Annotated in this window: 18 protein-coding genes and 1 other RNA gene; 13 read left to right on the top strand and 6 right to left on the bottom strand. The window is 73.1% G+C overall.

All coding sequences use genetic code 11. From position 1 onward, the window contains the following. The first annotated feature begins 22 nt into the window (after nucleotides 1-22). Nucleotides 23-1,696, top strand: coding sequence for a thiamine pyrophosphate-binding protein (locus DK427_RS15250; protein ID WP_109954187.1), 1,674 nt, complete (start codon nucleotides 23-25; stop codon nucleotides 1,694-1,696). 4 nt (nucleotides 1,697-1,700) lie between these two features. Here the strand turns inward: DK427_RS15250 and DK427_RS15245 are convergent, their stop codons facing one another. Next, nucleotides 1,701-2,054, bottom strand: coding sequence for a hypothetical protein (locus DK427_RS15245; protein ID WP_109952008.1), 354 nt, complete (start codon nucleotides 2,052-2,054; stop codon nucleotides 1,701-1,703). 52 nt (nucleotides 2,055-2,106) lie between these two features. Continuing rightward, on the bottom strand, nucleotides 2,107-2,799 hold the full coding sequence (locus DK427_RS15240; RefSeq protein ID WP_109952007.1) for a glutathione S-transferase family protein: 693 nt from the start codon (nucleotides 2,797-2,799) through the stop codon (nucleotides 2,107-2,109). A gap of 227 nt (nucleotides 2,800-3,026) precedes the next feature. Between DK427_RS15240 and DK427_RS15235 the strand changes: the two genes are divergently transcribed. The 4 genes from DK427_RS15235 to DK427_RS15220 all read left to right on the top strand — a co-directional run bounded on the left by DK427_RS15235 (nucleotide 3,027) and on the right by DK427_RS15220 (nucleotide 6,958). Next, a complete protein-coding gene (locus DK427_RS15235) occupies nucleotides 3,027-3,830 on the top strand; it encodes an undecaprenyl-diphosphate phosphatase (RefSeq protein ID WP_109952006.1) in 804 nt (267 codons plus the stop codon). A 176-nt stretch (nucleotides 3,831-4,006) separates the two neighbouring features. Then, the gene (locus DK427_RS15230) at nucleotides 4,007-5,872 is read left to right on the top strand and encodes a methylmalonyl-CoA mutase family protein (RefSeq protein ID WP_109952005.1); all 1,866 of its coding nucleotides are present in this window, start codon (nucleotides 4,007-4,009) and stop codon (nucleotides 5,870-5,872) included. A gap of 108 nt (nucleotides 5,873-5,980) precedes the next feature. Beyond that, nucleotides 5,981-6,367, top strand: a complete 387-nt coding sequence (locus tag DK427_RS15225; protein ID WP_109952004.1) for a hypothetical protein — start codon at nucleotides 5,981-5,983, stop codon at nucleotides 6,365-6,367. A 168-nt stretch (nucleotides 6,368-6,535) separates the two neighbouring features. Then, nucleotides 6,536-6,958 carry a hypothetical protein gene (locus DK427_RS15220; RefSeq protein WP_109954186.1) on the top strand — a complete coding sequence of 141 codons (423 nt, stop codon included), beginning with the start codon at nucleotides 6,536-6,538 and terminating at the stop codon, nucleotides 6,956-6,958. Between the two features lie 3 nt (nucleotides 6,959-6,961). Here the strand turns inward: DK427_RS15220 and DK427_RS15215 are convergent, their stop codons facing one another. Further along, nucleotides 6,962-8,497 (bottom strand): YifB family Mg chelatase-like AAA ATPase, encoded by a 1,536-nt coding sequence (locus tag DK427_RS15215; protein ID WP_109952003.1) that lies wholly within the window; start codon nucleotides 8,495-8,497, stop codon nucleotides 6,962-6,964. Between the two features lie 175 nt (nucleotides 8,498-8,672). Here DK427_RS15215 and DK427_RS15210 point away from each other — a divergent pair, with 175 nt between their 5' ends. Beyond that, nucleotides 8,673-8,930 carry a PepSY domain-containing protein gene (locus tag DK427_RS15210; RefSeq protein ID WP_109952002.1) on the top strand — a complete coding sequence of 86 codons (258 nt, stop codon included), beginning with the start codon at nucleotides 8,673-8,675 and terminating at the stop codon, nucleotides 8,928-8,930. Between the two features lie 254 nt (nucleotides 8,931-9,184). Here DK427_RS15210 and DK427_RS15205 read toward each other — a convergent pair whose 3' ends face one another. Then, a complete protein-coding gene (locus DK427_RS15205; RefSeq protein WP_109952001.1) occupies nucleotides 9,185-9,649 on the bottom strand; it encodes a DUF5991 domain-containing protein in 465 nt (154 codons plus the stop codon). Between the two features lie 105 nt (nucleotides 9,650-9,754). Here DK427_RS15205 and ffs point away from each other — a divergent pair. The 3 genes from ffs to DK427_RS15190 all read left to right on the top strand — a co-directional run bounded on the left by ffs (nucleotide 9,755) and on the right by DK427_RS15190 (nucleotide 12,197). After that, nucleotides 9,755-9,853, top strand: an RNA gene (gene ffs / locus DK427_RS15200) — signal recognition particle sRNA small type. Between the two features lie 81 nt (nucleotides 9,854-9,934). Then, nucleotides 9,935-11,815, top strand: coding sequence for a DNA polymerase III subunit gamma/tau (locus tag DK427_RS15195; RefSeq protein WP_109952000.1), 1,881 nt, complete (start codon nucleotides 9,935-9,937; stop codon nucleotides 11,813-11,815). 58 nt (nucleotides 11,816-11,873) lie between these two features. Then, the gene (locus DK427_RS15190; RefSeq protein ID WP_109951999.1) at nucleotides 11,874-12,197 is read left to right on the top strand and encodes a YbaB/EbfC family nucleoid-associated protein; all 324 of its coding nucleotides are present in this window, start codon (nucleotides 11,874-11,876) and stop codon (nucleotides 12,195-12,197) included. A gap of 73 nt (nucleotides 12,198-12,270) precedes the next feature. On the opposite strand, the gene DK427_RS15185 is transcribed toward DK427_RS15190, so the two are convergent. Further along, nucleotides 12,271-15,015 carry a hybrid sensor histidine kinase/response regulator gene (locus DK427_RS15185; RefSeq protein WP_109951998.1) on the bottom strand — a complete coding sequence of 915 codons (2,745 nt, stop codon included), beginning with the start codon at nucleotides 15,013-15,015 and terminating at the stop codon, nucleotides 12,271-12,273. A gap of 155 nt (nucleotides 15,016-15,170) precedes the next feature. Continuing rightward, nucleotides 15,171-15,356, bottom strand: coding sequence for a hypothetical protein (locus tag DK427_RS15180; protein WP_109951997.1), 186 nt, complete (start codon nucleotides 15,354-15,356; stop codon nucleotides 15,171-15,173). Nucleotides 15,357-15,526: 170 nt separating this feature from the next. On the opposite strand from DK427_RS15180, the gene ccmA reads away from it, so the two are divergent. From ccmA to DK427_RS15160, 4 genes are all read left to right on the top strand, one after another. After that, entirely contained in the window at nucleotides 15,527-16,177 is a 651-nt protein-coding gene (gene ccmA, locus DK427_RS15175; protein ID WP_109951996.1) for a heme ABC exporter ATP-binding protein CcmA, read from the top strand. Beyond that, entirely contained in the window at nucleotides 16,174-16,842 is a 669-nt protein-coding gene (gene ccmB / locus DK427_RS15170; RefSeq protein ID WP_109951995.1) for a heme exporter protein CcmB, read from the top strand. Before ccmA ends, ccmB begins: the two co-directional genes overlap by 4 nt. An 87-nt stretch (nucleotides 16,843-16,929) precedes the next feature. Then, nucleotides 16,930-18,051, top strand: coding sequence for a glycosyltransferase family 61 protein (locus DK427_RS15165; RefSeq protein ID WP_109951994.1), 1,122 nt, complete (start codon nucleotides 16,930-16,932; stop codon nucleotides 18,049-18,051). Nucleotides 18,052-18,194: 143 nt separating this feature from the next. Next, nucleotides 18,195-19,010, top strand: coding sequence for a heme ABC transporter permease (locus tag DK427_RS15160; RefSeq protein ID WP_109951993.1), 816 nt, complete (start codon nucleotides 18,195-18,197; stop codon nucleotides 19,008-19,010). Nucleotides 19,011-19,014 lie beyond the last annotated feature (4 nt).

Raw genomic sequence — 19,014 nt, 5'->3', positions numbered from 1 at the left:
GAGTGCTGGCGTGATCGCGACGATGGATTCGGTGGCTCCGCGGCGCGGGGCGGCGCTGTTGCTCGAGGTGCTGCGCTCGGAGGGCGTGCGCTACATCTTCGGCAATCCGGGCACCACGGAGCTGCCCCTCATCGACGCGCTCACCGAGACGCCGGACATCGCCTATATCCTGGCCCTGCAGGAGGCGAGCGCCGTGGCGATGGCGGACGGCTACGCGCAAGGAGCGCGGCGCCCGGCCTTCCTCAACCTGCACACGGCGGGCGGGCTCGGGCACGGCTTCGGCAACCTGATCAACGCCCACGTCTCGGGCACGCCGCTCGTGGTGACGGCGGGCCAGCAGGATTCGCGGCACGCCATCACCGACCCGCTGCTCTCGGGGGACCTCGTCGCGATCGCGACGCCCGCGGTGAAATGGGCCCGCGAGGTGACGAACGCCGACCAGCTCGCGATCCTGCTGCGGCGGGCCTTCCACGATTGCAGCGCCGCGCCGGCCGGACCCGTCTTCCTGTCGCTCCCGATGGACGTGATGGAAGCGATGACGACGGCGCCCGCGGGCGCGCTCTCGGAGATCGACCGCTGCGCCACGGCCGGCTCGCTCGACCGGCTGGCCGATTACCTCGCGGCGGTCCCGCCCGGCCGGCTCGCGATCATCGCGGGCGACGAGATCGACTCGAGCGACGCCTCGGCCCAGGCGGTGGCGTTGGCCGACCTCTTCGGGGCGCCGGTCTACGGCTCGTCCTGGCCGGCCCACATCCCCTTCCCGACCGCGCACCCGCTCTGGGCCGGCAACCTGCCGACCAAGGCCACGGAGATCGCCGATATCCTCGGCGCCTACGACGCGATCTTCGCGCTCGGCGGCAAGTCGCTGATCACGATCCTGTACACCGAGGGCTCGGCGGTCCCGGCCGCCACGCAGGTGTTCCAGCTCTCGGCCGACGTGCGCGACCTCGGGCGCACCTACACCACGACGCTCTCGATGGTCGGCGACATCCGCGCCTCCCTCGACGCGCTGCTCCCGCTCCTGAAGCCCCGCCTGGCCGGCCGGGCCGAGGCCTATGCGGAGTTGCGGGCGCGGGCTGCCGCGGCGCGCCACCAGCGGCGCGCCCGGCTCGCTGCGGCGGCCGAGGCCGCCTTCGCCGACCCGGTGATCGCGCCGCTGGTGGCGGCCCGCGAGGTGGCGCGCGCGGTCGGTCACGATGTCGCGATCATGGACGAGGCGCCCGCCACGCTGACCCATCTGCGCACCTTCCTCGACAGCCCGAACACCCACCAGTACGCGGCCATGCGCGGCGGCGTGCTGGGCTGGGGCATGCCGGCCGCGGTCGGATTCTCGCTCGGTCTCGACCGGGGGCCGGTGGTCTGCGTCGTCGGCGACGGGGCGGCGATGTACTCGCCCCAGGCGCTCTGGACAGCGGCGCACGAGGGCCTGCCGGTCACCTTCGTGGTGATCAACAATGCCGAGTACAACATCCTGAAGCGGTTCATGAAATCGCAGGACCACTACGCGTCGGTGCGGGCCAACCGCTTCATCGCCATGGACCTCGTCGATCCGCGCATCGACTTCCCGGCACTCGCCGCCTCGATGGGCGTGCCGGCGCGCCGCATCGAGCGGGCCGGGGACATCGCGCCCGCGATCGAGGCGGGCATCCGATCGGGGAAGCCGAACCTCGTGGAGGTGGTGGTTCAGGCGACGTGAGAGATCAGATCGCTTCGAGCAGTCCCAGCGCGTCCTCGGTGTACTCGATATCCCCGTTCCAGTAGCGGACGAGGACGTCGAGGTTCTTGCCGACCCAGGCTTCCGGGGCTCGCTCCTCGCCCGGGTTCAGGCGGCACCCGTCCACGAACCGGTAGGGCCGGAGCGCGTGGGAGCCCATCTGGGGGTTGCGCACCTTCGGGTTGGGAGAGACCTTTCCGCGGACATCGTGCCGGGCGCCGTCGCGCCGCGAGATGAAGACGATGAAGGGCAGGCCTGTCCTCCGGGACCGCAGCTTGGCCATGCCGAATGTCGCCCGCCCCTGCGGCTCGTCGGTGTGGCGGGTGCTCTGGAAGTTCATTCCGGCCTCCTCGATCCGCGCCGTCACGGCCGGGATGGTGCTCTGCCCCGTCCTAGAAATCCAGGTCCGCGTAGTGCGGGGCCGGCGGCATGCCGGGCACGCGGTCGGCGAGCAGGCTGCGGAAGGAGGGGCGGGACTTCACCCGGGCGTACCAGTCCCGCGCGGTCTCGTCGTCGTCCCAGGGCACGTCGCCGAGATAGTCCACGCAGGAGAGATGCGCCGCGGCGGCCAGATCCGCGTAGGTGAGGTGGTCGCCCGCGATCCAGCGGCGCCGGGCGATCAGGTAGCCGATGTATTTGAGGTGGTAGCCCACATTGATCCGCGCCGCCCGGATCGCGTTCATGTCCGGCGCCCCGCCACCGTCCCGGCTGGACATGAAGCGCTTCGAGATCTTCTCGGTGACGAGGTAGCCCGTCACCTCCTGGTCGAATTTGACGAGGAACCAGTCGAGCAGGCGGCGCACCTCGACCCGGTCGGCGGTCGCCTCCGGCATCATCCGCCGGCCCGTGAGGCCGAGCCCCCGGGTCTCGTCGAGATACTCGGCGATGATGCCCGCGCCCGGCACCACGAGCCCGCCCTGCTCCAGCAGCACCGGCGTCTGGCCGGCCGGGTTGAGCATCAGGAACGCGTCGCGCCGCTCCCAGGGCTTCTCCTCGGCGAGCACCGGCTCCATGCCCATCTCGGCGAGCACGAGCCGGATGAAGCGGGAATTGGCGCAGAAGGGGAAGTGATAGAGCGTCGCCATCGAGGCCGTTCGGAACGGGCGGGGTGCCGGCCGGACGCACCGCACGAAAGTTCGCGGGACCGGGCAGGCATGATCAGATATGGCCCGATCGTTGCCGAGCCCTTAACACGCTCGGCCGGCGCCGGTAACCGCCCGTCAACCTTGGCGGCCGATCACGTCGTCCTGGCGGCCGCGCGATCTTTCGGGCTAGTCGGGCCCGCTCACTCCTGGCAACCGAGGCTGACAGAATGGATGCGACGAGCATCGTGAAGGCGGTGGTTCTCGCGCTCGTCGAGGGCGCCACCGAGTTCATCCCGGTCTCCTCCACCGGGCACCAACTCCTCGTCGGGCACTTCATCGGCTTCCACTCGCCCAACAACACCTTCGAGGTGCTGATCCAGCTCGGCGCCATCCTGGCGATCCTGGCGGTCTATTTCCGCCGGCTGCTCGCCGTCGCCCTCGCGCTGCCGCGTGACCCGAACGCGCGCCGCTTCGTGCTGGCGATCCTGCTGGCCTTCCTGCCGGCCGCGATCATCGGCGGCCTCTTCTCGAAGGTGATCAAGGCCTACCTGTTCAATCCCTGGATCGTCTGCGCCACCCTTGTGGCGGGCGGCCTCGTCCTCCTCGTCCTCGACGACACGGACCTCGAGGTCGAGAAGACCGACGTCTACGATTTCAGCCTGCCGATGGCGCTGAAGATCGGCGTGTTCCAGTGCCTCGCCATGATCCCCGGCGTGTCGCGCTCGGGCGCCACGATCGTCGGCGCGATGCTGATGGGCGCCGACAAGCGCTCGGCCACCGAGTTCTCGTTCTACCTCGCCATGCCAACCATGGCGGGCGCCTTCGCCAAGGACCTGCTCGACAACTACAAGAACCTGAGCGCCAACGATGCCGGCCTGATCGTGATCGGCTTCGTGGTGGCCTTCTTCGCGGCGCTGGTCGTGGTGCGGACGGTGCTCGACTACGTCGCCCGCCACGGCTTCTGGCTGTTCGGGTGGTGGCGCATCATCGTTGGCTCTCTCGGGTTCGTGGGGCTGATCATCCTGGGGTGACGTGCTTGGGCCGATCCTCATGGGCCGATCCTCATGGGCCGATCGTCCTGGATTGGGACCGTTCGGGCCGGCTCGGCCCATCGGACGATTGCCACGCTTCTGCGGGTGTGCGAGGGCAAGTGACGAGAACGGGCGGGTGTAACCGCCGGCCTGAGGATTCGCAGGGCCCGACGCGCATGGAAGACAGACCGCTCGCCGACCTCTTCGAGCCCGCGACCCGCGAGCGCTGGCTCGGCCTCGTCGAGGGCGTGCTCAAGGGCGCGGATTTCGAGAAGCGCCTCGTCTCGAAGAGCGCGGACGGTCTGCGCATCGAGCCCCTCTACGATCCGGCCGAGCCCGCGTCCCAGCCGGTGCGCGCGCCCGGCCCCTGGCGCGTCGTGCAGCGGGTCGATCATCCGGACGCCGCTTCCGCCAACGCCCAGGCGCTGACCGACCTCGAGGGCGGCGCCGACGCGCTGACCCTGGTCTTCGCGGCGGCGCCGACCGCCCGCGGCTACGGCCTCGCCGCCGCGAGCGTGGATGAGCTCGACGCGGTTCTCCAGGGCGTGATGCTGCCGCTGATCGCCCTGCGGCTGGAGGCGGGGGGGCAGGCGCTGGAGGCCGCCGGCCTGATCAAGGGCTTGGCCGAGCGGCGCGGCGAGGATCTGGCCGCCCTCGACCTCGATCTCGGCATCGACCCGGTCGGCAAGCTCGCCGCCACCGGCAGCCTCGGTGCGGTCTGGTCCGACATCGTGCCGAAGCTCGGCGCGACACTGCGCGACTTCGATGCCGCGGGCTTCAGGGGCCGGGCGCTGCTCGCCGACGGACGGCCCTACCACGAGGGCGGCGCGGGCGAGGTGGACGAGCTCGCCGCGGTGCTCGCCACCGCCGTCACCTACCTGCGGGCGCTCGAGGCCGAGGGGCACACGCTGGAGCGGGCCCGCGACGCTGTCGCCGTGCTGCTCGCCGCCGACGCCGACGAGTTCCTGGGGCTCGCCAAGTTCCGCGCCATGCGCCGGCTCTGGGCCCGGGTCGAGCAGGCCTGCGGGCTCGACCCCAAGCCGCTGCGCCTCCACGCCGAGACCGCGTGGCGGATGATGACCCGGCGCGACCCCTTCGTGAACATCCTGCGCACCACCATGGCGACGGCGGCCGCCGGGCTCGGCGGCGCCGACAGCGTGGCCGCCCTGCCCTACACGCAGGCGCTCGGCCTGCCCGACGCCTTCGCGCGGCGCGTCGCCCGCAACAGCCAGATCGTGCTCCTGGAGGAGTCGGGCCTCGCCCGGGTCGCCGATCCGGCCGCGGGCGCGGGCGGGTTCGAGGCGCTGACCGCCGACCTGACCGAGCGGGCCTGGGAGGCCTTCCAGGCGATCGAGCGCGAGGGCGGCATCGTGGCCTCGCTCAGCGTCGGCAAGCTGCAGCGCCGCATCGAGGCGGTGCGCGAGACCCGGGCCCGCAACGTCGCCACCCGCCGCGAGCCGCTGACCGGCGCGACCGAGTTCCCGCACCTCGCCGAGAAGCCCGTGACGGTGCTGGACGTCGCTCCCGCGGCGGCGCCCGCGGCCTCGGATTTCGGCGCGGGCGCGGCGGTCGCCTGCGATCCCCTGCCCTCGGGCCGCCTCGCCGAGCCCTTCGAGGCGCTCCGCGACGCCTCCGACGCGGTGCTCGCCAAAGCGGGCGCGCGCCCGGCCGTGTTCCTGGCCAATCTCGGGGCGCTCTCGGCCTTCAACACCCGCGCCACCTTCGCGGCCAACGCCTTCGCGGCGGGCGGCATCGAGGCCCTGTCGAACGACGGGTTCGCGGACGAGGCGGCGCTCGCCGAGGCCTTCCACGCCTCGGGCGCCCGGATCGCCTGCATCTGCTCGTCGGACGCGGTCTACGCCGAGCGCGCGGTCGGGGCGGCCCGCGCCCTCAAGGAGGCGGGGGCCGGCACGGTCTACCTCGCCGGCAAGCCGGCCGATCCGGACGCGCTGAAGGCGGCAGGCGTCGATGGCTTCCTCCAGGCGGGCGGCGACCTGCTGGCCTTCCTCAGCGAGGCCCTGCGGCGGGCGGTGAAGGGCTGAGGCGGCCGGCGCGGCCCGCGCGCAACCGAAACCGCTCTGACGAGTTTCAGCCACGCTCCGCGCGCACCGCGTCGGGGAGCTTGGACCGGATCAGTCGGACATCCCACGATGAAGCACTTCGCCCTCGCCGCCGCCGTCCTGACGCTCGCCGCAGCGGGCATCGGCTCGGCCGACGCCGCGCGGCGTTCGGCCCAGGTGCCGGACCGCTTCGACGGCAACTGGAGCATCGAGGTCGTCACCGAGTCGGGCTCCTGCGACCGGGCCTACCGCTACGGCGTGCGCATCAACCGGGGCGAGGCGAGCTACCCGGGCGGCGACTTCCAGGTGAGCGGCCGCGTCGCGCCGAACGGGCAGGTGCGGGCCACCATCTCCAACGCGCTCGGCAGCGCCAACGTGGTCGGTCGCCTCGCCAAGGACGGCTACGGCCGTGGCACCTGGACGGCCTCGGGCAGCAGCCAGTGCCGCGGGCGCTGGAACGCCGAACGGCGCAGCTAGAAACGGTTCCGTTCGCACGCTGCGGCAGAGCGTCGCAGGCCTTCGTTCGGTCAAGGCGGACGCCGTACCGCCCGCTCCGGAATGCTGCGCCGCGGCGTCCGGAGCCCTGTTCCGGTCGCAATCGGGTGGGAGGATCCGGGCTGTCCGGTGCCCCTCGAGACCTCCCGCATGAAGATCGCGCTTCTCGGTTCCCTCGCCGTCCTCGCCCTCGTCGCCGCGGCCGAGGCCCGGCCCCGGCCCAAGGTCGATGCGGAGGCGACGCTGGCTCCGCTGCGCCAGGCCGCCACCGACTGCTTCGCCGAGACCGTGATGTCCAATCCGGGCGCCATGAACCATGCCCGTGCCGGGCGCTGGTTTCAGGCCGCCGGGGTGATCGGCTTCCTGTGCCGGCCCGAGGTCGACGCCATGGTGATGGCGCATGACCGCGCCTACGGACCCGGCACCGGCGACCGCTACTTCAAGGGTGCCTATGCCCGGCATCTCGACCGGCAGCTGGCCGCCCGCCTCCAGCCGATGCTGGATCGCAAGGCGGTCGCCAGCGCCGAGCCGCCCGCCGAGAAGGCGGAGCCCGAGGAGACCGCCGCGCACTGAGACTCAGGCCGCCTCCGGCCGATCGGCCCGACCGCGATAGGACAGAGCCTCGGCCAGATGCAGCCGGCGCACCGTCGCCTCGCCGTCGAGGTCGGCGAGCGTGCGGGCGAGGCGCAGCGTCCGGTGGAAACCCCGGGCGGAGAGGCACAAGGACTCGGCCGCCGAGCGGATCAGTGCCGCCCCCTCCGCATCGGGCCGCGCCACCTCCTCGATCAGCGTCGCCGGGCAGGTCGCGTTGGTGGTGGCCGCCGACAGGCCCCGCGCCGCGTAGCGCTCCCCCTGAAGCTTGCGCGCTGCCGCGACCCGGGCGGCGGCCTCGGCCGAGCCCTCCTCCGGCGGCGGCAGGATCAGGTCGGCGGCGCTCACCGCCGGCACCTCGATGCGCAGGTCGATCCGGTCGAGGAGCGGGCCCGAGATCCGGGCGCCGTACTGGGCCATGCAGCGCGCGTTCGGCCCCCGGCGGCAGGCGTAGCCCGGCTCCAGCGCCTGCCCGCAGCGGCAGGGATTCATCGCGGCCACCAGCTGGAAGCGGGCCGGGTAGACCACGCGGTGGTTCGCCCGCGCGATCATGATCTCGCCGGTCTCGAGCGGCTGGCGCAGCGAGTCGAGCACCTGCGGGGTGAACTCGGGCAATTCGTCGAGGAACAGCACCCCGCCATGTGCCAGCGAGGCCTCGCCCGGCCGCGCACCCAGGCCCCCGCCCACGAGCGCGGCCATCGAGGCCGAGTGGTGCGGCTGACGGAACGGGCGCCGGGTCGAGAGCGCCCCGCCGCGCAGCTCGCCGGCCACCGACTGGATCATCGAGATGTCGAGGAGTTCGCGCGGGGTGAGCGGCGGCAGGATCGAGGGGAGCCGTGCCGCCAGCATCGACTTGCCGGCGCCCGGAGGGCCGTTCATCAGGAGATTGTGGCCGCCGCTCGCGGCGATCTCCAGGGCGCGCTTGGCGCCCTCCTGGCCCTTGATGTCGCGCAGGTCCGGCAGCGGTCCGGTCAGTGCGGCGATCGCGGGCTCCGGCCGGGCCATGACCTGGCTGCCCTTGAAGTGGTTGGCGAGCTGGATCAGCGAGCGCGGCGCCAGCACGTCGAGGTCGCCGCCGGCCCATGCCGCCTCCGGGCCGCAGGGAGCGGGGCAGATCAGCCCGAGGCCGCGGGCCCCCGCCGCGATCGCGGCCGGCAGCACCCCGTTCACCGCCGTGATCGTGCCGTCGAGGGCGAGTTCGCCGAGCACGCAGTAGCCGCCGAGCGCGTCGACCGGGATCGCGCCGATCGCCGCCATCACGCCCAGCGCGATCGGCAGGTCGTAGTGCGAGCCCTCCTTCGGCAGGTCGGCTGGCGCGAGGTTGACGGTGATGCGCTTGGCCGGCAGCGCCAGCCCGGAGGCGATCAGCGCGCCCCGCACCCGCTCGCGCGACTCGGCCACGGCCTTGTCGGGCAGGCCGACGACCGCGAACTGCACCGTGCCCGGGATGATCTGCACCTGGACGTCGACGGCCCGCGCCTCGATCCCCTCGAAGGCGACGGTGGCGACGCGGGTGACCATGTGGGAAATCCTCGGACCGGGAGGATAAGCCTAAGCTTGAGCGTGGCCGCTGACAATCTGGAGTCGTCGCTGGGAGGGCCCAGGAACAGGCAGGCCGCCGGTCCGTTCACCGGGTCCGGACCTGCGCGGCCAGCGCGAGATCCGGCTCTCGAACGACATGCCAGGAGACGATCGCATGCGCCCGACCCTCATCCTCGCCGCCGCCCTCTCGCTCGGCCTCTGCACCCTGGCGCGAGCCGACCAGAAGCTGCCTCCCGATCAGCAGGCCAAGGTCGAGGCCATGCTGCGGCAGGAGGGCTTCACCAAATGGGACGAGATCGAGCTCGACGACGGCATGATCGAGGTGGACGACGCGATCGACGCCGCCGGCAAGAAGTTCGACCTCAAGCTCGATCCGCAGAGCCTCGCCATCGTCAAGCGCAAGGCCGAGTGAGACGGGCTCCCCCTCTTCCCGCTTGCGGGGAGAGGCCAGTCCGCACCTTGTCGTGCGGACAGGAAGCGCAGGCGAAGCCGGAGCGGCGGTGAGGGGGCTTCACGCAGGAGTCTCTTCCGGAGAAGCCTCCCCACCATCGGCTTCTGCCTCGCCACGCTTCCCGACCTGGGGGAGACGTGGCCCTCTCCCCGCACGGCGGGGAGAGGGGATGCAACCCGATCGGCCCGCCCGGGCGAAGGCCGCGCGTTTGGGCACTACGGCACCCGCGCGAAGAAGGTGCCGGACACCGGCGCGCCCTCGTTCAAGGGGCGCAGGCCCTGCAGGCGGGTGATCAACCCGCTCTCCCCGCGTGTCGCCTCGCGTGTCAGCGTGAACAGCGGCTCGCCCGGCTGGTGCACCGCGACCCCGTAGCGGTTCACCGTCCGCCCGTCCGCGTAGCTGTGGAAGGCGACCGTCAGGCCCCGCGCGCCGGCCTCCGCTTTGCAGAGGATACGCTCGTCGGTCTGGAAGCCCTGCGCGGTGAGCAGGCAGCCGCCCCGCGCGCCCGGCGGCCCGATCGCGAGGTCGTAGGTGACGGCGATTCCCGTGCCGCCCGCGGTCCGGCCGCCCACCGCCTCCCAGCGGTAGCGGCCCTGCCAATCCCCGGCCGCGCCCGCGCCGCCCGCGAGCAGCACGCTCGCCAGCGCGGCGGCCATCGTCCGGCCCCGGTCGATCCGCATCCGCCCCCTCCCCGGCTGTCGCTCCGGTGCAGCATGGCCGCCCCCGCGCGCCGGCTCAACCCGGGCCCGGCTTGCATCCGGCGAACCGTCCGGCCATATAGGCGGCGGGGGGTTGGTGAGGGACGTATCACTCGCCAACCGGGTCAGGTCCGGAAGGAAGCAGCCCTAACGAGCCCGAGCGGGTCTTCGTCCAGCCTCCCACCCTTTTCCGATGCGCCGCGCATCGCGGACCGCTGCGACCCGCGCGGTCGGGAGCGGTCGCCCGGCGCCTCTCCAGATGGTCGCATGGACGCGCGCACGGGCACCCCTGACGACGAGCCGGGGCTTCCCGGATTTCCCGCCGCCCCCGCGGCGGCCGCGCCCTACCGGGTGCTCGCCCGCAAGTACCGTCCCCAGAACTTCGACGACCTGATCGGCCAGGGTGCCATGGTGCGCACGCTCGCCAACGCCTTCGCGGCCGGCCGCATCCCGCAGGCCTGGATGCTGACCGGCGTGCGCGGCGTCGGCAAGACCACCACGGCCCGCATCCTGGCCCGCGGCTTGAACTACCTCCGCGCGGGCGTGCCTGATACGGGCCCCACTGTGACGATGCCGGAACTCGGCACCCACTGCCAGGCCATCATGGAATCCCGGCACATGGACGTGCTGGAGATGGACGCCGCCTCGCATACCGGCATCGACGACGTGCGCGGCATCATCGACGGCATCCGCTACGCGCCCGTGTCGGCCCGCTACAAGGTCTACATCGTGGACGAGGTCCACATGCTCTCGGAGAAGGCCTTCAACGCCTTCCTGAAGACCCTGGAGGAGCCGCCGCCACACGCCAAGTTCGTGTTCGCGACGACCGAGATCCGCAAGGTCCCGGTCACGATCCTGTCGCGCTGCCAGCGCTTCGACCTGCGCCGGGTCGAGGCCGACGTGCTCTCCGGCCATCTCCGGAAGATCTGCGCCGCCGAGGGCGTCGCGGTCGAGGACGAGGCGCTCGCCGCCCTGGTGCGCGCCGCCGAGGGCTCGGTGCGCGACGCGCTCTCGCTGCTCGACCAAGCGATCGCGCACGGGGCGGGCACGGTCACGGGTGCCGGCGTGCGCGACATGCTGGGGCTCGCCGACCGGGGCCGCATCGTCGACCTGTTCGAGGCGGCGATGCGCGGCGACGTACCGGCGGCTTTCGCGGAGCTGCGCGCGCAGTACGATTCCGGCGCCGACCCGGCCGTGGTGCTCTCGGATCTCGCCGGCTTCACCCACCTCGTCACCCGCCTGAAGCTGGTGCCGGAGGCGGCCGCCGCCGACCCGACGCTGAGCGAGGTCGAGCGCACCCGCGGGGCGGCCTTCGCGCAACGGCTCTCGGTGCGGGCTCTCTCGCGGGCCTGGCAGATCCTGCTCAAGGCGCTGCCCGAGGTGCAGGCCGCGCCCCGTCCGCTGGCGGCGGCCGAGATGGCGCTGGTCCGCCTCGCCTACGCGGCCGACCTGCCCACGCCTGACGAGGCCCTGCGCCAGCTCCGCGCCGAGGCCCTGGCCGGCGGCGAGCCCGCGGGCACCCCCGCCGTCCGTCCATCCCCGCCCCCGGCGCCCGCGCTCGCCGCGGAGGCGCAGCCCGAGCGTCCGACCCCGTCGCGGGCGGCGCAGGGCGGGGCGGCCCCCGCCCGCCAGCCGCTGGTGCCGGCGCCGGAGTCGGCCCCTTCGCCTGCCGTACCGCCCGTGCGCGCGGTCGAGACGGCCGGCCCCCGGCTCGCCCGCTTCGAGGACGTCGTCGCGCTGGCCGGCGAGCGCCGCGACATCTTGTTGAAGGCGGCGTTGGAGCGCGACGTCCACTTGGTCCGCTTCGAGACGGGCCGCATCGAGTTCCGTCTCGCCGAGGGCGGGCGCAAGACGCTCGCGACCGACCTCGCCCGCGCGATCGAGGCCTGGACCGGCCAGCGCTGGGTCGTCACGCTCGCCCGCGAGGAGGGAGCCTCCACCCTCGACCAGCAGAGCCGCGCCGCCGACGCCAGCCGCCGCGAGAGCGCCGCCGCCCACCCGCTGGTGCGCGAGGTGATGGCCCGCTTCCCCGGCGCGCAGATCGTCGACGTGCGCGATCTCGCGCCCGAGGGCGCGGCGACCGCCGAGGTCGAGATCCTGGGCGAGGCCGACGCCGCCGAGGCGGAGGGCGCCGACGACGAGGCGTAGCGCCGCGCGCGGCGGCGCCTTACATCCGGGCCATCATCAGAGAGACGGGACGAGCCGCATGCGCGACCTCATGGGCATCATGAAGCAGGCCCAGGCCATGCAGGAGAAGATGGCCAACCTGCAATCCGAACTCGACGCCGTCGAGGTCACGGGCGCGGCCGGCGGCGACGCCGTGCGGGTCACGATGACCGCCAAGGGCCTGGCCAAGGCGGTGCAGATCGACGCGAGCCTGATGGTCGCCGACGAGCGCGAGATCCTGGAGGATCTGGTGGTCGCCGCGATCAACGACGCCCGCGGCAAGGCCGAGCAGGTGGCGCAGGAGCGCATGGCCGAGCTGACCAAGGGCCTCCCCCTGCCGCCCGGCATGAAGCTGCCGTTCTAGGCGCGGCCGACCCCGGCCTTCCGCCGCGCATGGCGGAAGGCCGGGGGGTGAGCTTTCGGACGGCGCGGCGCGGCTACGCCGCCATCGTCTTCTTCACGGTCTCGACGAGCTGCTTCAGGCTGAAGGGCTTGGGCAGGAAGTTGAAGGCCTCGCCCTCCGGCAGGTTCTTGCGGAAGGCGTCCTCCGCGTAGCCCGAGACGAAGATGACCTTCAGCTCCGGCAGGTGCTTGCGCACCTCGCCGAGCAGCGTCGGCCCGTCCATCTCGGGCATCACCACGTCTGAGACGATGAGGTCGATGACGTGGTCGCCCGCGCGCACGATCTGCAGCGCCTCGATGCCGGAGGCCGCCTCCAGCACCGTGTAGCCGCGGGCCGAGAGCGCCCGGCTGTTGACCGCCCGCACCGGATCCTCGTCCTCGACCAGCAGGATCGTGCCCTGCCCGGTATGGTCCGCCGAGGGCTTGCGCGGAGCGGGCTTGGGGGTGGCCGCGGCCGGCGGGGCGGCGCGCTCGACCTCCGATGCAGGGGCCGCGGCCGACGCGGCCTCGGCGCCCTTGGCCGGCGGGTAGCTTGCGGGCGGCAGGGCCGGCGCGGCGGTCTCGGCCGCCCTGGGCCCGGATTCGGGCGCGGTCTCCGGAGCGGGCTCGGGCAGCGCCTCCGGCACGTGGCGCGGCAGGTAGATCTTGAAGACGGTGCCCTCGCCCACGACCGACTGCACGTCGATCGTGCCGCCCGACTGCTTGACGATGCCGAACACCGTCGAGAGCCCGAGGCCCGTGCCCTTGCCGATCTCCTTCGTGGTGAAGAACGGCTCGAAGATCTTCTCCATGATCTCGGGCGGGATGCCCTCGCCCGTGTCCTGCACCTCGATCAACACGTGGTCGCCCGGCGGCGGCCCGCCGCGGCCGTCCGCGACGGCGTCGGGGCCCGGATCGGCCACGTTGGTGGTGCGGATAAAGAGCTTGCCGCCGCCCGGCATCGCGTCGCGGGCGTTGACCGCGAGGTTCACGATCACCTGCTCGAACTGGTTGACGTCGGCCTTGACGGGCCAGACCTCGCGGCCGTGCTTCAGCTCCAGCCCGACCCGCTCGCCGAGCAGTCGCTTGAGCAGCAGGGTCAATTCGGAGAGCGACTCGCCGACATTCATCACCTCCGGCCGCAGGGTCTGGCGGCGCGAGAAGGCCAGCAGCTGCCGCACCAGGCCCGCGGCCCGGTTGGCGTTCTGCTTGATCTGCATGATGTCCTGGAAGGCCGGGTCGGTCGGCCGGTGGCTCGCCAGCAGCAGGTCCGAGTAGCCGATGATCGCCTGCAGCACGTTGTTGAAGTCGTGCGCGATGCCGCCCGCGAGCTGGCCGACCGCGTTCATCTTCTGCGACTGCGCTACCTGCTGTTCCAGCTGGCGCTGCGCCGTGGTGTCGAGTGCGTAGAGGATCACCGACTCGCGCTCGTCCTCGTCGAGCGCCTCGCCGGTGCCGCCGGCGGTGATGAGCCAGACCCGGGCCGAGCGGTTGCCCGGACCCTTCAGGCTCACCTCGATCGGCGCGATCTCGGAGAGGCCGCCCGCCGCCTTGGCGAGCGCCGCGTCCACGCCCTCGCGATCCGTGAGCGCGTCGGTGACGTTCGGCTCGTGGACGGTGGCGTCCTGAGCGGTCTCGCCCGCCTCCTCGACGGTGTGGCTCGGCAGGGTGCCGAAGAGCCGCGCGAAGGAGGCGTTGGCCCGGGCGATCCGGCCCGAGCGGTCGAGCGTCGCGATGGCGATCGGCGAGTTGTTGAGGAAGCGGGCGAGCCGCACCTCGGCGGCGCGCTGCGGCTCGTCGAACTCGGCCCCCGCCGAGCGGTTGATCACGAAGGTGCGCGAGGCACCGGGCTTGCCGTCCTTGCCGAAGGCGATGCGGTGGTAGAGCCGGGCCGGCAGCGGGTGGCCGTTGCGGCGGCGCAGGTCCAGGTCGAACCGGTCGGTGCGCACCTCGCCCGGCAGGCCGACGCTGCGGGTCAGCGCCTCGGCGCCGGGTGCGATCTCCGAGAGGTGGGGCCCGCCCGAGCCCACGGTCGCGAGGTCGTAGCCGAGCCAGGCCGCGAGCGTCGCGTTCATGTAGACGATCGCTCCCTGCGGATCGATCGACAGGAAGCCCGCCGGCGCGTGGTCGAGATAGTCGATCGCGTGCTGGAGTTCCTGGAAGACGTTCTCCTGGCGCTCGCGCTCGGCGGTGATGTCGGAGACCGTCCAGAGCGCGGCGGCCCGGCCCGGCCGGGGCAGCGGGCGCACGTGGATGCGGTACCACGCGAAGTCCCGGGCGCCGCCCCGGGGCGGGGGCGCCATGCGGATCTCCTCGGTGTGGCTGCGCCCGTCGCGGGAGGCCTGGGACAGGCGGTAGACCGCCTCCGACACCTCCGGCGAGCCGACGAAGACCCGCTCGACCGAGCGCAGGTTCGAGAAGCTGTCGCCGCCCGCGACCTGCAGATAGGCCTCGTTGGCGTAGATCAGGCGGCCCCCCTCCTCCGCCACCAGGGCGGCGTCCGGCGAGCCGTCCACGATCGCCTTGGTGATGTCGTCCCGCGCTCCCTGCCCCGCGAGCTGGATCGCGCCGATCGCCAGGGCGAACAGGAAGAACACGCCCGCCATGGCGAGCAGCGCCAGCAGCCAGACGATGAGCGACTGCGCCTGCTCGTTGGCGACGAAGGAGAGGCCGATGGCCGCGCCCACGAGGAGCCCCGCCAGAACGAGCAGGAGCCCGACCCGGCCCGGCCGCTCGGACCGGTCGATCGAGCCCGGCACGGGCGTCGCGACGGGCGTCGTGGGTCCTGACAACTCGGCCATCACGCATCAATCCAGTAACCGGACCCGGTTAGGCCCCGGGCCCGGTGACGGCAAGGGGGCCGTCACCGCGCCCGTCTTACGGGAAAAGTGTGCATGGGCGGTAGCTTTGCGGGGCCCGCGCGGCCCCTGGGCGGCGGGACGGGGTCCGCGGCGGACTACGTGCCCGCCTCCTCCGGCGCCGGCCCGCCGAAGCAGCGGCGCACCGCCTCCCAGAAAGCCTGCCGCTCGTCGGGCGTGCACAGGTCGAGGCGCGCCCGCACGAGGCGCAGGCCCGCGGCGGCGTCCGGGCTCTCGCGAATCTCCGCCTCGCTCGGGGCGCGGTGTGCGGTCGTCGTCGGCATGACGTGAGCCCTCCGGTACCCCCACGCGGCCCGCGGGCGTCTGGCGCCCATCCGTTGCCGCAGACCACTTACGCCGGGCCGCGCCGTTCCGTTCCGCCGCGCGATCGGGCATGAGGCGTGGGCTCAAGGGTCGGACGGGGCGTCCGGCCCGCGCGAAAGGGGGACGGGCCGTGCGGCTCAGCGTCGAGGATCTGGCCTGCCGGCGCTCGGGGCGGCGCGTCTTCGCGGGCCTGTCGTTCGCGCTCGGCCCCGGCGAGGCGCTGGCGGTGACCGGGCGCAACGGGGCCGGCAAGTCGAGCCTGCTGGCGATCCTGGCGGGCCGGCTGCGGCCGGACGCTGGCCGGGTACGGGCCGCAGACGTCGGTGAGGCGAGCCTGCCCGAGTGCCTGCACGCGGTCGGCCACCGGGATGGGCTGAAGGCGGCGCTGACGGCGGGCGAGAACCTCGCCTTCGCGCAGGCGCTGCTCGGGGCGCCCCGGACCGCGCCGCGGCAGGCCCTGGAGCGCCTCGGACTCGGCCACGCCCACGACCTGCCGGTGGCCTATCTCTCGGCCGGGCAGCGCCGCCGGGTGGCGCTTGCCCGCCTCCTCGTCTGCCACCGGCCGCTCTGGCTCCTCGACGAACCGACGGCGGCCCTCGACACGGCCTCGCAGGGCCTGCTCGCCGGGCTGATGGCCGAGCACCGGGCTTCGGGCGGCCTCGTCGTGGCGGCGACCCACCAGGCGCTGGGCCTGGAGGACGCCCGCACCCTGGCGCTCGCCGCACCGGAGCCTGGCGCGGCGCCCTCGACCTTGGACGCGGATCCGGAGGACTGGGCGTGATCGGCATCGTCTCGGCCCTCGTCGCCCGCGACCTCGCGTTGGCCGCCCGCGTCGGCGGCTCCGGCGCGCTCTCGCTCGTCTTCTTCCTGATGATCGTGGCGCTAATCCCCTTCGCGCTCGGGCCCGATCTCAACCTGCTCGCGCGGATCGGCCCGGCGATCCTCTGGCTCGCGGCAGTGCTGGCGACGCTCATCGGCCTCGACCGCCTGTTCCAGGCCGACGAGGAGGACGGCTCCCTCGACCTGATGACCGCCGCGCCGGCACCCCTCGAACTCGTGGTGCTGGCCAAGGTCGCGGCGCACTGGCTGACCACCGGCCTGCCGCTCGCGCTGGCCTCGCCACTCTTCGGCCTGCTGGTCGCCCTCGACGGCACCGCCATGGGGGCGACCGCGCTGACCCTCCTCGTCGGCACCCCGGCGCTCACCTTCATCGGCGCGGTCGGCGCGGCACTCACCGCCTCGATCCGCCGGGGCGGGCTGATCCTCGCGGTGCTCGTGCTGCCCCTGATGGTGCCGACCCTGATCTTCGGCGTCTCGGCGACCGAGGCGGCCGCGGGCGGCACGGTGCCCTTCACGACGCCGCTCGCGGTCCTCGGGGCCCTCAGCCTGATCGCGGCGGTGGTCGGCACCCTGGCGGCTGCCGCCGCCCTGCGCTGGTCGGAGTAGCGCGTCCTTTACGCTCCCCGGTGGAGGGCGTATCCGGCCGCTTCACGCGGCTCGTCGAAGGGCAGTCGAAGGGCAGTCGAGGGGCATATGCCGGCCGGTATCAGGCGCTGCACCGAGGTTGAGGGCGCCTGCGCGATCCACGAGGCGCCGCCGGAGATCCGGGTCCACGCCGACCTGCTCTACGTGCCGGTGGAGTACGGCGCCCTCTGGGGCCTCTACGCAGGCGGGGTTCGGATCGACCGGGACGACCCGCTCGACGCGGAGGCGGCGCGGCAGGTCGCCGATCTCCGCGACGCCGCCCCCCGGATCGACGGACGCTTCCACTATCTGGGCGACGTGGTCGAGCATTTTGGCCACTTCGTCGTCGGCAGCCTGTCGCGCCTCTGGGCGCTGCCCGCGGGTGCGGATACCGCCCTGCTCTACCACGGCGCGCAGGACCGCGAGCGGCTCCGCGGCCTGGGCTTCCTGGAGCCCATGCTCGGATCGCTGGGGGGCGGGCTGGAGGCGATGCGGAATTTCCACACCCCCGTCCGGCTCGCCGAGGTGACCGTGGCCGAGCGCGCCTTCCGGGAGAACCGCTCGGCGAGCCGGGCCTATGACGGGCTCTGCAAGGCGATCGGGCGTCCCTGGCTCAAGGGCGTCGCGGTCGACGGCGATCGGCGGCCGGCCTACCTCTCGAAGCTGAAGCTACCTCCGGGCAGCCTGCACAAGCTGGAGAATGAGGCTGCCCTGGTGCGCGAGCTTGAGCGACGGGGCGTCGACATCGTCTTCCCGGAAGAGCTCGATCTCCGCGCCCAGGTCCGGCTCTTCGCCGAGCGGCGGCACATCCTGGGCGTCACCGGCTCGGCCCTGCACGTCTCGCTCTTCGCCGCGCCCGAGCGGCGGATCCTCGGCCTCAACTGGTGCCGCAACCTCAACTCGAACCTCCTGCTCTTCGACGCGCTGAACGGCAACCGGGCGCACTACTACTTCGCCGACGGGGTGACCTGGGTCCGCAACGACGCCTACGCGGCGGAGCGCGACTACTTCCTGCGCTGGTCGCTGCCCGACCCGGCTTCCGTCGCCGCCGCCCTGGTCGAGCGCGCGGCGGATTTCGACGGCATCGCCGCGCGGGATGCGCGGGAGGCGGTGCCGCGGGGGCTCTTCGCGCGCTCCGCCCACCGGGCCCGCGCCGGGATGCGCCGGCTCCTGCGCCTCCGTTCGTCCTGACCGCCCGGGTGCGCGCCCGCCCCGCATTGCCGCTGCACCGCACTCGACGCTAAAAGCCGGGCCGAGAGCCCCGCACCGCGCGGGGACGTCACGGTATCAGGCAGGCCGCCGGGACAGCCCGCGCGTGCCCTCAGGCAGGCAGGATGTCCTCGGCCCCGATCTCCCTCTGGACCCGGCTGTCCAACCCCAGCCACTTCATGCGCTGGTCGGGCAGGCTCGTGCCCTGGCTCGCCGGCCTCTCCGCCCTCGCGCTCGCGCTCGGGCTCTATCTCGCGTGGTTCGTCGCCCCGCCCGACTACCAACAGGGCGAGACGGTGCGGATCATGTTCATCCACGTGCCGGCGGCCTGGCTCGGGGTGTTCTTCTACGGCGCCATGAGCCTGTCGGCGGTGGGCACCCTGGTCTGGCGCCACCCGCTGGCGGACGTGGCCCAGCGCGCCGCCGCGCCGATCGGGGCGGCCTTCACGCTGATCTGCCTCGTCACCGGCTCGCTCTGGGGCAAGCCGATGTGGGGCACCTACTGGGTCTGGGACGCGCGGCTGACCTCGATGCTGCTGCTGTTCCTGATCTACTGCGGCATCGTCGCGCTCTGGCGCACGATGGAGGACCCCAACCGGGCCGCGCGCGCGGTGGCGATCCTGACGCTGGTCGGCGCCGTCAATCTGCCGATCATCAAGTTCTCGGTGAACTGGTGGTCCACCCTGCACCAGCCGGCCTCGATCCTGCGCATGGGCGGCCCGACCATCGACCCCTCGATGCTCTACCCGCTCCTCCTGATGATCTTCGCGGCGACGCTCGGCGGCACCACGCTCCACCTCTACGCCATGCGCACCGAGGTGATGCGCCGCCGGGTGCGCACGCTGACGATCCGCGAGGCCGAGCGGCTGGACGCGGGCCGCGTCGGCGTGGCGGCGCCCGCCGCCAATCCCGCCGCCCTCCCCCTCGGCCAGGCGCTCTGAGGAC

It is taken from the genome of Methylobacterium radiodurans, from assembly GCF_003173735.1.
Lineage (GTDB): Bacteria > Pseudomonadota > Alphaproteobacteria > Rhizobiales > Beijerinckiaceae > Methylobacterium > Methylobacterium radiodurans.
This window is presented reverse-complemented; position numbering and strand designations above follow the sequence as displayed.